14 protein-coding genes are annotated in these 13,029 nt (G+C 73.3%); 6 read left to right on the forward strand and 8 right to left on the reverse strand.

Annotated features, from left to right (window positions below):
- Positions 1 to 144 precede the first annotated feature (144 nt).
- Genes cydD through ACWEJ6_RS33560 form a run of 3 tightly spaced genes read right to left on the reverse strand, consistent with a single transcriptional unit; the run spans position 145 to position 3,824 of the window.
- A complete protein-coding gene (gene cydD, locus ACWEJ6_RS33550; protein ID WP_364333801.1) occupies positions 145 to 1,872 on the reverse strand; it encodes a thiol reductant ABC exporter subunit CydD in 1,728 nt (575 codons plus the stop codon).
- A 7-nt stretch (positions 1,873 to 1,879) separates the two neighbouring features.
- On the reverse strand, positions 1,880 to 2,644 hold the full coding sequence (locus ACWEJ6_RS33555) for a cytochrome d ubiquinol oxidase subunit II (RefSeq protein WP_364333798.1): 765 nt from the start codon (positions 2,642 to 2,644) through the stop codon (positions 1,880 to 1,882).
- Positions 2,645 to 2,654: 10 nt separating this feature from the next.
- Complete coding sequence (locus ACWEJ6_RS33560) at positions 2,655 to 3,824, reverse strand: cytochrome ubiquinol oxidase subunit I (protein ID WP_387669868.1); 1,170 nt, start codon at positions 3,822 to 3,824, stop codon at positions 2,655 to 2,657.
- 89 nt (positions 3,825 to 3,913) lie between these two features.
- Between ACWEJ6_RS33560 and ACWEJ6_RS33565 the strand changes: the two genes are divergently transcribed.
- The gene (locus ACWEJ6_RS33565; RefSeq protein WP_397164280.1) at positions 3,914 to 4,273 is read left to right on the forward strand and encodes a helix-turn-helix transcriptional regulator; all 360 of its coding nucleotides are present in this window, start codon (positions 3,914 to 3,916) and stop codon (positions 4,271 to 4,273) included.
- On the opposite strand, the gene ACWEJ6_RS33570 is transcribed toward ACWEJ6_RS33565, so the two are convergent.
- Positions 4,265 to 4,948, reverse strand: coding sequence for a permease prefix domain 1-containing protein (locus ACWEJ6_RS33570; RefSeq protein WP_452428974.1), 684 nt, complete (start codon positions 4,946 to 4,948; stop codon positions 4,265 to 4,267). The genes ACWEJ6_RS33565 and ACWEJ6_RS33570 overlap by 9 nt on opposite strands.
- A gap of 104 nt (positions 4,949 to 5,052) precedes the next feature.
- Between ACWEJ6_RS33570 and ACWEJ6_RS33575 the strand changes: the two genes are divergently transcribed.
- The 3 genes from ACWEJ6_RS33575 to ACWEJ6_RS33585 are packed head-to-tail and all read left to right on the forward strand — an operon-like array spanning position 5,053 to position 6,153.
- Positions 5,053 to 5,406 (forward strand): VOC family protein, encoded by a 354-nt coding sequence (locus tag ACWEJ6_RS33575; protein WP_387669864.1) that lies wholly within the window; start codon positions 5,053 to 5,055, stop codon positions 5,404 to 5,406.
- The gene (locus ACWEJ6_RS33580; protein ID WP_358293072.1) at positions 5,403 to 5,729 is read left to right on the forward strand and encodes an ArsR/SmtB family transcription factor; all 327 of its coding nucleotides are present in this window, start codon (positions 5,403 to 5,405) and stop codon (positions 5,727 to 5,729) included. Before ACWEJ6_RS33575 ends, ACWEJ6_RS33580 begins: the two co-directional genes overlap by 4 nt.
- The gene (locus tag ACWEJ6_RS33585; protein WP_452428977.1) at positions 5,722 to 6,153 is read left to right on the forward strand and encodes an SRPBCC family protein; all 432 of its coding nucleotides are present in this window, start codon (positions 5,722 to 5,724) and stop codon (positions 6,151 to 6,153) included. The genes ACWEJ6_RS33580 and ACWEJ6_RS33585 overlap by 8 nt, the downstream gene beginning before the upstream one ends.
- 9 nt (positions 6,154 to 6,162) lie before the next feature.
- Here the strand turns inward: ACWEJ6_RS33585 and ACWEJ6_RS33590 are convergent, their stop codons facing one another.
- From ACWEJ6_RS33590 to ACWEJ6_RS33600, 3 genes are all read right to left on the reverse strand, one after another.
- Entirely contained in the window at positions 6,163 to 6,597 is a 435-nt protein-coding gene (locus tag ACWEJ6_RS33590; RefSeq protein WP_452428979.1) for a BP74-related protein, read from the reverse strand.
- 75 nt (positions 6,598 to 6,672) lie between these two features.
- Positions 6,673 to 7,815, reverse strand: a complete 1,143-nt coding sequence (locus tag ACWEJ6_RS33595; protein WP_452428981.1) for a hypothetical protein — start codon at positions 7,813 to 7,815, stop codon at positions 6,673 to 6,675.
- A 91-nt stretch (positions 7,816 to 7,906) separates the two neighbouring features.
- Positions 7,907 to 9,277, reverse strand: a complete 1,371-nt coding sequence (locus ACWEJ6_RS33600) for a pentapeptide repeat-containing protein (protein ID WP_358293061.1) — start codon at positions 9,275 to 9,277, stop codon at positions 7,907 to 7,909.
- Between the two features lie 106 nt (positions 9,278 to 9,383).
- On the opposite strand from ACWEJ6_RS33600, the gene ACWEJ6_RS33605 reads away from it, so the two are divergent.
- Positions 9,384 to 11,081, forward strand: a complete 1,698-nt coding sequence (locus tag ACWEJ6_RS33605) for an ExeM/NucH family extracellular endonuclease (RefSeq protein ID WP_387669859.1) — start codon at positions 9,384 to 9,386, stop codon at positions 11,079 to 11,081.
- A gap of 150 nt (positions 11,082 to 11,231) precedes the next feature.
- Complete coding sequence (locus ACWEJ6_RS33610; protein ID WP_352351738.1) at positions 11,232 to 11,606, forward strand: thioredoxin family protein; 375 nt, start codon at positions 11,232 to 11,234, stop codon at positions 11,604 to 11,606.
- Here ACWEJ6_RS33610 and ACWEJ6_RS33615 read toward each other — a convergent pair.
- A complete protein-coding gene (locus ACWEJ6_RS33615; RefSeq protein WP_452428985.1) occupies positions 11,572 to 13,014 on the reverse strand; it encodes an MFS transporter in 1,443 nt (480 codons plus the stop codon). The genes ACWEJ6_RS33610 and ACWEJ6_RS33615 overlap by 35 nt on opposite strands.
- Positions 13,015 to 13,029 lie beyond the last annotated feature (15 nt).

The raw sequence follows: 13,029 nt of genomic DNA on the forward strand, positions 1-13,029 counted from the left end.
CGCGGGACCCCCGTGCGCACCGGCGATCGGTAACCCGGCTGACCCGATGGGGAATACGTGTGACGTGCGTTGCGTGCCGAGTTGTGCTCAGGGCGGCCGCCCCGGCCAGCACGGCCCAGGCCAGGCGGGTGCCCATGCGCCGGTTCATCGCGCGCTCCCCTCGGGAAGGGAGACCGCGCTCTGCGGCTCCCGGTGACCGTCGCCGTCCGGGTGGGCCGGGGGCCGGTCGCGGGTGGTGTCGGCGACGACGCGGCCCTCGTGCACCCGCACGATCCGGTCGGCGAGGTCGATCATCGCGGGCCGGTGGGCGACGATGACGGCGGTGCGCCCCCGCGCCAGCTGCGCGGTGGCGGCCACGACGGCGGCCTCGCTGCGGCCGTCGAGGCGGGCGGTGGGCTCGTCGAGCAGCAGCGCCGTGGCGTCCGGGCGGCAGAAGCCGCGGGCCAGCGCCACGCGCTGCCGCTGGCCGGCCGACAGGTTCGCGCCGCGCTCGCCGACCACGGTGTCGAAACCCTGGGGCAGGCCGTCCACGAAGTCGGCGTGCGCGGCGGCGGCCGCCCGCCGGACCTCCTCCAGGGTGGCGCCGGGTGCGCCCAGCCGGATGTTGTCGGCCACGGAGGTGGTGAACAGGTGGGGCCGCTGCGGCACGTACGCCAGGGCCGCCCGCCAGCTGTCCAGGTCCAGCTCGCGCAGGTCGGCGCCGTCGACCAGGACGCGTCCCTCGGACGGGCGCAGGAAGCCCAGGACCAGGTGGAGCAGGGTGCTCTTGCCGCCGCCGCTCTCGCCGACCAGCGCCACCCGCTCGCCGGGCGCGATGGTGAGCGTCACGTTCTCCAGGGCGGGCTCGTCCCTGCCGGGGTAGCGGACGGTCACGTTCTCCAGGCGGATCTCCGGCGCGCCGTGCCCGTCGTACGGGCGGGCCGGGCCGGACGGGTCGCCGGCGGCCTCGTCCAGGACGGCGAAGGCCGCGTCGGCGGCGGCCACCCCCTCCATGGAGGCGTGGAACCGGGTCCCCATGGCCCGCAGCGGCAGGTACGCCTCCGGCGCCAGCAGCAGCACCAGCAGCGCCGTCGTCAGGTCCAGCGAGCCGCCGAGCAGCCGCAGCCCGATCGGCACCGCCACCAGCGCCAGCGACAGCGACGCGCACAGCTCCAGCACCAGCGACGACAGGAACGCCACCCGCAAGGTGCGCATGGTCGCGCTGCGGTGGGCGTCGGCGACCTGCCGGATGACCGTGGCCTGGTAGCGGGCCCGCCCGAAGGCGCGCAGCGTGGGCAGCCCGCGCACCACGTCGAGGAAGTGCCCGCCGAGCCGCGACAGGGCGTGGAACTGCCGCTCGGTGACGGCCTTGGTCGTCATGCCCACCAGCGCGCCGAAGACGGGGATCAGCGGCAGCGTCACCAGGACGATCACCGCGCTGCCCAGGTCGGCGGCGAACAGCCGGACCAGCACGGCCACCGGCACCACGGCCGCCACCGCGATCGAGGGCAGGTAGCCGGTCAGGTAGGCGTCGAGGCCGTCCAGGCCGCGGCCGGTCAGCGTGACCAGCTCGCCCGACCGGTGACCGGTCAGCCTGGACGGCCCCAGCTCGCCCAGGCGGGCCAGCAGCCGGTGGCGCAGCGCGGACTTCACGCCCGTCGCGGTGCGCCCGGCGAAGACGCCCTGCGTCCAGGCCAGCAGCGCCCGGACGCCCACGACGGCGGCGAGCGCCCCCAGCGCGGCGGCGGTGAACCGGCCCGACAGCACGCCGGCCAGCAGCTCGGCCTGCGCGAGCACGAGCAGCCCGGCGAGCACGGCCGCGACCATGGTGACGGTCAGGTGGCGGCGCACCGAGCGCTCGGCCCGCATGAGCCGCAGAAGATCCTTATGCACGTGGCCTTCAGAAGAACGAGGGGAGCGGGACGGCGCCCTTACCTGGCCGGAAAGTCCGCCATACCCATACTTGCGCGCCCAGCATGATCGGCGCGAACGGCAACGCCATGACACTGAGCACATTCAACGTAGCCGCCGGCGCGCTGTGCTCCAGCAAGTACGGCATGGCCCCCGCCAGCAGGCCGATCGCGGGCAGCGCGGCCACCAGCCCGGACAGCAGCAGCGCCCGCCCCGACCGCACGGCCCCGAACGCGCCCGGCTCCCGCCAGGCCAGGAACGTCCACCCGTGGAAGGCGAACAGCAGCGTCACCAGCACGCCCAGCAGCACCCCGACCGGATTCACCGGCGAGGAGGCGAACCCGGTCGCGGCGGCGTGCAGCGCCATGCCCCACCCGAAGGACAACCCCAGCGACCCGAACGCGATCATCGCGTCCCAGAAGCCGCGCCACCTCGCGCCGTCCAGCCGCCGCCGGAACCACAGCCCGGCGTCGCGCACGATCCAGCTCAGCAGCATGGCCACCACCAGCGGGTAGAGCCCGAACAGCACCTCGCCCTCCAGACGCGGGTACACCCCGAACAGCGTCCCGGCCACCGCCACCAGCCACACCTCGTTGGCCAGCACGAACGGCGCCATCGCGGCCACCATCCGGTCGCGGTTGCCGCGCGTCCTGCCCAGCACCGGCAGCAGCAGGCCGACGCCGAGGTCGAAGCCCTCCAGGGCGAAGTACCCGGCCAGCAGCACCGCGAAGAACAGGAACCAGATCACTTCCATGTCAGCACTCCTAGTAGCTCAGCGCCGGGGCGGGCTCGGCGCCGGCCGGGACGGCCCCGAGGTCGAGGTCGCGCGGGCCGCGCCGGACGACCCGGGCGATGAGGACGTAGTCGACGACCGCCAGCAGCCCCAGCACGCCGGCGAACCCGATCAGCGAGGCCGTGACCATGCCCGAGGTCAGGCCGGGCGTCAGGGCGTCGGCCACGGTGAGCTTGTGCCAGACCATCCACGGCTGGCGGCCGATCTCCCTGGCCATCCAGCCCAGGATGGCCAGCGCGAACGGCACCGGGGTCATCACGATCAGCACGAGGTGCGTCCACCGCCAGCGCGGCAGCCAGTAGATGAGCGGCAGGAGCACGAACAGCAGCACGAACGCCAGGAGCTGGCCGATCTCGATCATGAGCCCGAGCGGCACCCCGGCGCCCGCATCGCCGTCGAACTTGCCCTCCTGGACGCCGCCGAACTGCGCGTACCCGAAGCCCAGGGCCAGGAAGGCGCCGACCGCCGCCACGCCGACCCCCGTGCGCAGCGACTTGGTGAAGAACAGCGTCTCGCGGGTGCGCCGCCGCAGCTGGTAGGCGCTGGCCCCGGCCAGCACCAGGCCGCCGGTCAGCAGCCCCGCGCCGATGACGTGGGGGAAGGAGAAGACCAGCGTCTTGTTGGTGAGCAGGGCGCCGAAGTCGACCAGCTCCAGCCGGCCGTTCCTGACCACCGAACCGGCCGGGTTCTGCAGGAAGGAGTTGGCGACCATGATGAAGAACGCGCTGGCGTACGCGGTCAGCGTCACCAGCCAGATGCAGGCCAGGTGCAGCCACTTGGGCAGCCGCCCCCACCCGAAGATCCACAGACCCAGGAACGTGGACTCCAGGAAGAAGGCCACCAGCGTCTCCATGGCCAGCGGCGCGCCGAACACGTCTCCGGCGTAGTGGGACAGCCCGCTCCACGACAGCCCGAACTGGAACTCCATCACCAGGCCGGTGACGATGCCCAGGGCGTAGTTGATGACGTAGATCTGCCCCCAGAACCGCGTCATGCCGCCGTGCAGCGCGCTGCCGGAGAGCACGTGGCGGGTGTGCATGAGCGCCACGACCGGCGCCAGCCCGAGCGTGAGCACGACGAACAGGAAGTGCAGGCTTCCCGTCACGGCGAACTGCGTGCGGGCGAGTTCGAGTACGTCCATTCGATCGACTCCGTTGTTGTGTCTACCTACATATAGGCAGCCTACATGTAGACTGGCTACATGGCGAACGGTTGTCTAGGATCAGGAGCATGAATCCAGACGCGCTGCGCGGGCACATGGACGCGTTGCTGCTCTCGGTGCTGGAGCGGGAGCCGCTGCACGGCTACGCGATCATCGAGGCGCTCCAGGAGCGCAGCGGGGGTGCGCTGAGCGTGCCCACCGGCACCGTCTATCCGGCGCTGCGGCGGCTGGAGCGGGTCGGCTACCTGGCCAGCGAGTGGGCCACGGTGGGCGGGCGCAAGCGGCGCACGTACCGGCTGACCGACCCGGGCAGGAAGCAGCTAGAAGGGGAGCGGTCGGCCTGGCGGGAGTTCACCAGCGTGATCGGCGGCGTGCTCCAGGCCGACACCCGGGCCGACGTACGGGCCGACGCGCGGGCCTCAGGCTGACGGGGCGGCGGCGGTCCGGCGGGTGCGGCTGACCCGCAGGCAGCGCGTGGCGCCGTAGATCTGCAGGCCCCAGAACGCGGTCGTGACCAGGTTCGCCAGGAACGCGGGCAGGTAGCCGGTCATCGTGCCCGGCCCGGGGGCGCTGTAGGACAGCACGAGGCTCATGGCGCCGCCGAGCGGCAGCATGCCCCACACGACGATGCCCAGCGACCTGGTCACCAGGTGCGGACGGCGGATCCAGCGCGCTCCCCGGCCCAGCGCCAGCAGGGCGAGGCCGCCGTACAGGCCGGTGGCGAGCTGGCAGATGTCGAGCAGCTTCGAGATCAGGTGGTACCAGGCCGGACGGCCCACCCACAGCGCCGGGTCGGCGGGGTAGGTGCGCCACACCATCGACCACATGAGCGCGGTCAGCGGGACGCTGATGAACAGCAGCAGACCCAGCCGCCGCCCGGCCACGGCGGTCAGCTCGCTCTGGTAGCCGGGGGCGATCTCGGTGACCGGGCCGAACTCGGCGACCGCCAGCCGCTCGGCCTCGGCGCGGTCGAGGCCGTCGGCCTCCAGGGCGTCGGCGGTGTCGGACAGGCTGTCGCGGGCCTCGACGACCAGGTCGCGCTTCGCGCCGGACGGGCCGGAGAGCGCGCGATCGAGGTCGGCCACGTAGTCGTCGATCCGCATGATCCCAGTTTACGGAGTGAGCCGCCGATGGCCTATCAGGGAAGTCCCCGATATTTCGCGCCGCGACTTGATATGTCGGAAAAATCCTACGTATAGTGTCCGACATGCTGATTTCCGGGATCCTCACCGTCACCGTGCCCGTCGCCGACCAGGCGCGGGCGCTCGACTTCTACACCGGCGTGCTCGACTTCGAGGTGCGCACCGACAACCCGTTCCCCATGGGCCGCTGGCTCACCGTCGCCCCCAAGGGTGCGGCGACCACACTCCTGCTGGCCTCCTGGTTCCCCGACATGGCCCCCGTCGGCGGGCTCGTGGTGGCCGCGCCCGACCTCGACGCCCTCGCCGCCCGGCTCGCCGCGCACGACGTCGCCTTCGAGGGGCCGAGCGAGCAGGCGTGGGGACGCCAGCTCCTCTTCCAGGACCCCTTCGGCAACGGGTTCGTGGTCAGCCAGGCATGACCGCCGACCACGTCTTCACCGCGCTGGCCAGCCCGGCCCGGCGCGAACTGCTGCGCCTGCTGCTCCAGGAGGGCCCCCAGCCCGCCGGACGGCTGGCCGAGCGCTTCGACATGAGCCGGCCCAGCGTCTCGGAGCATCTCAAGGTGCTCAAGGACGCCGGGCTCGTGGCCGAGGCCCGCAAGGGGCGCGAACGGCATTACCAGCTGGAGGCCGAGCCGCTCATGGAGATCCGCGACTGGCTCACCCCGTACGAGAGGTTCTGGCGCGAGAAGCTGACCGGCCTGTCCGCGCTGCTCGACGAGATGGAGGAAGAGGATGGCTGAGGACCGGACCGCGATCGGGCTGGACGAGTTCCTCAAGCACCCGCCGGCCAAGGTGTGGCGGGCGCTGACCGATCCCGAGCTGATGGCCCGCTGGCTGATGCCCAACGACTTCCGGCTGGAGGTGGGCCACCGGTTCACGTTCACCACCCAGCCCAGGAAGGCGGTGGGGTTCGACGGCACGGTCCACTGCCAGGTGCTGGAGTTCGAGGCGGAGAAGCTGCTGCGGATCAGCTGGAGCGACCGCAAGCAGGCCGACTGGACGGTCACCTGGCGGCTGGTGCCGGAGGGCCGGGGCACCCGGCTGTTCCTCGACCACGAGGGCTTCGACCCCGACGACCCCACCCAGCAGCTCTCCCGCCGGATCATGGGCGGCGGCTGGCCGCGGCACTTCGCCGTCATCGAAGACCTGGCCGCCACCCTCTGAGCCGGGCCCCTACATGGGCGGGAGCTCGCGGGTCAGGCGCGAGCTCCACGGGCACCAGTGGCCGCCCGGCAGGAACGCGCCGCCCGCCTCGTCGAGGTGGTCCTCCACGTACGTCATGCTCGCGTCGCAGACCTCGATGGCCACGTCGAAGAAGCCGATCGTCTCGGGCTGCAGGTGGTAGCTCCACCGGGCGTTGTAGGCGACGGGCCGCTTGACGATGCGGCCGTGCACGTGCGGCCGCTCGTCGGTGGCCCCGGCCAGCAGGTCGCGGGCGTGCTGGATGGACGCGGGGTCGGTGAGCTGCATGACGAACCCTGACCGGCCGTCGGTGTCGGTGAACTCGAAGTAGGCCTCTCCGGCCGCCTGGGCCGGGACGGCTCCCGCCGCGGCGAGCAGGACGACGGACGCCAGCACAGCGCTGATCTTGGTGACGATGCGGGGCACGGGGGACACCTCCGAAACTGTCGGCCGCACTCTGCGGCTCGTCACCCAAAGTAATCGACCGAATGCGCAAAGTCACTAGGGCGGAAGCCGGAGATGGGCCATGACCTGCGCGGCCACCTCCTGCGGCGGCCGGCCGTCGGTGTCCAGGCGCACGTCGCCCGCCCCCGCCCGGTCGAGGGCGGCGGCCTCCCGCGCCGCCCGCCCGGCCACGGCCCGCAGCGCGTCCGGGCCGAGCCCCCGCAGCTCGTCGCCGGGCATCGCCGGGCCGCCTCCCCGGCCGCGCAGCAGCACGCGATCCAGCAGCGTGGCGGGGGAGGCGTGCAGCCGGAACACGGTCGGGGTCAGGCCGGGAAGCAGGCGGGTGCAGGCGCGGACGGTCTCGTCGGAGTCGGCCCCGCCGGAGACGACCAGGCAGCCGGCCCCGGCCGCCCGGTACCCGTCCCACAGCGCGGCCAGGCCGCGTGCCCTGAGCCGGCGGCCCTCCTCCTCGGTGGACGGGCGCAGCGCGGAGATCTGCCGCAGATCGACGTAGGCGGCCCGTACGCCCGACCGGTGGACGCGGCTGAAGACCTCGTAGCCGACCGTCGACTTCCCGGCCGCCGTCGCCCCCGAGAACCACACCAGGGGAACCGGCACGCCGGAACCGGCACCGTGGCCCTGCGTGTCCGGAAAGGCCGAGGCTGGGCGGATGTCCGCGACGGGCGGCGGCCAGCCGCCCAGCCGGTCGAGCACCAGCCGGGCCGTCTCGGCCACCGTCCGGCCGCCGGTGTCCACGCACAGGTCGGCGTACCGGCTGCGGTCCTGCTCGACGGCCTCGGCCACGGCCGCCTCCACCAGGTCCGGACGCCAGCCCCGCCCCAGGAACCGTTCCCGCAGCTCCGCGTGCGGCACCCGCAACCGGCACACGGTGAACGCCGCGCCGGGCAGCAGCGCGGTGTACTGGCCGACCTCCTCGGGCGTGTCCACGAACCCGGCCAGCACCAGGCAGCGCATGCCCGCGCGCCGGAACCCGGGCCACAGGGCCGCCAGGTTGCGCGCCCGCAGGCGATGCGTGCCGCCCTCCGGCGCCGGATGGCACAGGGCGATCTGGTCGGCGTCGAGGAACGCCGCCTTGACGCCGCCGCGGCCCAGATGGTCGAAGATCTCCCACCCGGCCGAGGACTTCCCGGCGCCCGTGGGGCCCGTCAACCAGAGCAGCGGCAGCGGATCGGTACTCACCGGCGCGACCCTAGCGAGCCCGGTCCGCCGCCTGCCACCGCATTTCGGCCCGCCCGCCGGTGGCTGACCGGTGGTGGACGGCTCGGCCCGGCTACTGGTGGAGGACCGGGTTGTGGTGGACCGCCTGGCGGGCCGCGTGCGAGGTGGAGCTCCACAACACCGCCGCCGCCGTCAGCGCCGCGAGCAGCGTGCACCAGGCCACCGCGCGTCCGAGCCGCATGCCGTACCCCCACAGCAGCCACGACAGCGACAGCCACCAGTGCTCACCGGCCTGGCGGCGCATCTCCATGGCGGCGAACGCGAAGTCCGCCGAGGTGTCGCGGTCCTCGATCCGGCCGCGCAGCTCGGCGTACAGGGCGGCCAGCAGGTCGGGGGTGGTGGGCGAGCCGCCGGAGGCGTCCCAGCCGCGCAGGGCGTGCTCGTCGGCCAGCGCGCTGCGCCGCGAGATCCAGCGCAGCATCGGGCGGCGCAGGCTGACCCGCACGCCGCGCGGCGTGAGCGCGAACGTGCAGTTCCTGACCCGCACCCCGGCCGGGTGCGTGAGCCCGGCGAACCCGCATCCCGACAGGTCGAGGCCGGTCAGCGTGAGGCTGGCGGCGTCCACCTGGCGCAGCGAGCTCAGCATCGACAGGCCCTTTCCGGTCACCGAGGCGGGCCCGTGCAGCACGGCGCCCTCCAGGTCGGCGCTGGAGTCGGTCAGCCGCACGGTGGCGGCCCCGAAGACCTCGGCCCGCCGCAGGTCCACCCCGCAGCGTGCGACCGTCACGTCGAGCAGGCCGTCGGCGCGGGCGCGCGCGGCCGAGAGCCTGCCGGAGGCCGACAGGTAGGCGTCCCCGGCGAAGTGGGCGTAGTCGAACCCCGCCTGCCCGCGCACCTTGCGGAAGGAGAGCGTCCGGCCGAACCTGGCCCCGCGGAACGTGGCGCCGGTGCCCAGGCGGGCGTCGTCGAAGGTGGCGTACCCGTCGAACCGGGCGCCCTCGCAGGAGAGCCCGTGCTCGAAGACGGCCTGGCCGAACAGCGCGTCGCGGGACATCACGGCCCGGTCGAGCGAGACGTGCCCCCGGACGCGTACGCCGTGGAAGGACAGCTCGCGCGTGAACCTGGCCGCCGCCAGCGACACGTTGCCCTCGAAACGGGCCCCGAAGAAGGAGGCGAGCCGCTCGAACCTGGCTCCGTCGAGCGACACGTCCCCGGCGAAGGTCACGCCCGACAGCCTGACGTCGCCGGTGAACCTGGCCCGGTCGAGCCGGGCGCGGCCCGGTCTGCAACTCGTCGCCTCCAGGACCCGCGACAGCAGGTCGCCGTTGACGGTGGTGCCGCGGAGGTCGAGCAGCCTGCCGGGGGACAACCGGGCGAGGACGGCGGGCAGGTCCTCGGCCGGCAGATGCGCCAGGCACAGGCCGGACGGCTGTTGGGCGATTCCGGGGCAGGCAGCAGAAAACGCGCAGGTGACCCAGTCCATGCACTGGTCATACCCGCGTGCCGCCGATGTCAAGGTTCGATGATTTAATGTTCTATCCACTTTTGTGTGGAAATATGCGGTCAATAATCCCTCTAAAGTGCCGGTCATGCGCGTTTTATCCCGAGCAGCACTCGCTGCCCTCGTGGCGGGCGCCCTGACCGCCACGCCGGCCCTCGCCGACACGGCGGCGGCGCCCTGTGACACCCCGGCCGACCGCCGCGTCGCCGAGGTGCAGGGCAGCGGCGACACCGGCCCCCTGACCGGCCAGACCGTACGGGTCGAAGGCATCGTGACCGGCGACTTCCAGCGGACCGACCAGCTCAGCGGCTTCTTCCTCCAGGACCCGCGGCCGGACGCCGACCCCAGGACCTCCGAGGGCCTGTTCGTCTTCGCCCGCGAGTCGTTCAAGGACGTCAAGACCGGCGACCGCGTCCTGGTCACCGGCAAGGCCACCGAGTTCAACGGCTGGACCGAGCTGTCCCCGGTCACCGCCGTGGACGTCTGCGGCACCGGGAGCGTGGCGGCGCAGCCGTACACGCTGCCCCCGGCCGCGGACGGCCTGGAGGCCGTCGAGAACATGCTGCTCACCTTCCCGCAGCCGCTCACCGTGGACGACAACTACAACCTGGGCCGCTTCGGCGAGGTCACGGTGTCGGCGCACGGCCGGCTGTACCAGCCCACCGACCGGCCCGGCGTGGACCCCGCCGCCGACACGCGCCGCTCGCTGCTCATCGACGACGGCTCCAACCGGGAGAACCCGGCGACGCTGCCGCCCGTCACGCGGGCGGGCGCTGTGGCCGCCGGCGTCACCGGCGTGCTCGGGTACGGCTTCGGCGAGTACCGCCTCCAGCCCACCCAGCCGATCGCCTACCTGGACGCCAACCCGCGCACGCCGCGCCCCTTCCCGGTGGTGGGCAACGTGAAGGTGGCCTCGTTCAACACCCTCAACTGGTTCACCACCATCGGCTCGCGCGGCGCGAGCAACGCCGGCGAGCAGCAGCGGCAGCTCGCCAAGCTGGTGGCCGCGCTGAAGGGCCTGGACGCCGACGCGGTCGCCCTCATGGAGGTCGAGAACAACGGCCAGACCGCGCTGCAGGCGCTCGTGGACGCCGTCAACGCCGAGGTCGGCGCCGGCACGTACGCGGCCCTCAGCCACCCCTACCCCGGCACGGACCTCATCCAGGTCGGGCTGATCTACAAGCCGGGCAAGCTCACCCCGGTCGGCGAGACCAAGGCCTCCCAGGACCCGGTCTTCAGCCGTCCGCCGCTGATCCAGACCTTCCGCAGGAAGGGCGGCGGCCAGCCGTTCACCATGATCGTCAACCACCTCAAGTCCAAGGGCAGCTGCCCGGCCGGCGGCCCCGACGCCGACCAGGGCGACGGCCAGAGCTGCTGGAACCCCACCCGCGTCAAGCAGGCGCAGGCGCTGCTCGGCATCATCGGCGACCAGGACCTGCCCAACCCGCTGGTGCTCGGCGACCTCAACGCCTACGGCGAGGAGGACCCGATCGACACGCTGGAGGCCGGCGGCCTGACCAGCCTCACCAAGCGGTTCGTGCCGCAGGCGCAGCGCTACAGCTACCTGTTCGACGGCCTGGCCGGCGAGCTCGACCACGCCTTCGCCGGCAAGCAGCTGCTCAAGCGGGTGACCAGCACCACGATCTGGCACATCAACTCCGACGAGCCGCGCATCCGCGACTACAACACCGAGTTCAACCCGCCCGGCCTCTACCAGCCGGACGCCTACCGCTCCTCCGACCACGACCCCCTGGTGATCGGCCTGACCCTGCCCGGCGGCCACTGACCCGTGAGGAAGGCGCGGCCCGCGGGCCGCGCCTTCCGGCGTTCCGGAACGCCCGCCGCAGCGGGGTTGCGGGCCCCCAGGGCATGGAATGCTGGTGGGGGGTACGTGGTTGACACGGTTGCAATTTCACCGAGGAGCGAGGAGCCACTTGTGGCGACCATCGAAGTAACAGAGAAGAACTTCAACGACATCGCCGACAAGGGCATCGTGCTGCTCGACTTCTGGGCGACGTGGTGCCCGCCGTGCAAGAAGTTCGGGCCGATCTTCGAGGCGGCCTCCGACAAGCACGACGACATCACCTTCGGCAAGATCGACACCGACGCCGAGCAGGCGCTCGCCCAGGGCTTCGACATCACCTCGATCCCCACGCTGATGGCCATCCGCGACGGCATCGTGGTCTTCGCCCAGGCCGGCGCGATCCCGGCCCCGGCCCTGGAGGACCTCATCCGCCAGGTCCGCGCCCTCGACATGGACGCGATCCGGGCCGAGCTCAGCGAGGAGCTGAAGAACGCCGAGCAGAACTGACCCCGGCGGGCCCCGCCGGCACGGCGGGGCCCTCGCGTCGCCCGGCCCGCGCCAGGGCGGCGGCCAGCGGGAACAGCGCGATCACCACGAGCGTGCCGGGCAGCCCGGCCAGGCGTGACAACGCGCCCGCCACGCCGAGCCCGATCCCGCCGCCGACGAAGAACGTCAGGTTCAGCAGGCCCATCGCGCCGCCGCGCCGCTCCACCGGGAAGCTCGCCGACATCCGGGCCGTGATCACCACCTGGGCCAGCGAGAACGCCGGGAACCCGAGCGAGGCGGCCACCACCAGCAGCGCCGCGGCCCACCCCGCCGGCCCGCCGTGCCCGCCCGGCCCGCCGGTGAGCGCTCCGGCGAGCCCCGCCGCGACCAGGCAGAGCGCGAACGCCGCGGCCACCGCGGGCAGCAGCCACGACCGGGTGCCCGCGATCCTGGCCAGCACCACGCCCACCAGTGCGCCCGGCAGCAGCCAGGCGCCGATCGCCGGCACGCTCCACCCGTGCACCCCGGCCAGGAGCTGCGGGGCGGCCCACATGGTGGCGAACAGGCCGCCGTACACGCCGACGCCGATCAGGGCGGCCCCGCGGAAGACGCGGTCGGCCGGCAGGTCACGCGGGACGAACCCGCCCGCGACCGTACGGGTGCGCCGGACCAGCGCGGCCCCCGCGAGCACCGCCACCACCCCGGCCAGCGCCGCGACCGGCCAGGTCAGCCCCAGGTTGGCCGACTGGACGAGCACGAGGAACGCCGACACGCCCGCCGCCAACAGGCCCACGCCCACGACGTCCACCCGGCCGCCCGACCCCGCGCGCCGCGCCACCGGCAGGCAGAACGGCACCGCCACCAGCGCCAGCGCGGGCAGCGCGAGCGTGAGCCGCCACGACAACGCCTGGGTGACCAGCCCGCCGGCCAGCGTCGCGCCCGCCGAGAACACCGCCATCGCGCTGCCGAACCAGGCCAGCACCGCCTGACGGCGCTCCGGCTCGGCCGTCGCCGCCAGGTTCAGCGCGACCGCCGACAGCGCGCCCGACCCGGCCGCCAGCACCGCCCGCGCCGCCACGAGCGCGCCCAGCGACGGCGCCGCCAGGCAGGCCAGTGCGCCCAGCGCCAGCACCGCCGAGCCGAGCAGCAGCGTGCGGCGCACCCCCCACGCGTCCGACAGGCGCCCGAACAGCGCCGTCCCGATGCCCAGCGCCAGCGCGTGCGCGGTCAGCACCCACACCACCGCGCCAGGACGCGCCCCCAGTGCGGCGGCGACGTCCGGCAGGGCGACCCCGGCCGCCGTGACGCCGAACACGGCCGGGCCGAAGAGCGCGCCCAGCCTGATCCCGATCGATCCACTCCCGTTCATGCCGGCCAGTCCATCGCGGGAAGAGCGGGCGAACCAGGAGACGTTCTCCTGGACAGTCATCACAGATCATGATGA

The organism is Nonomuraea sp. NPDC004702, from assembly GCF_053601695.1.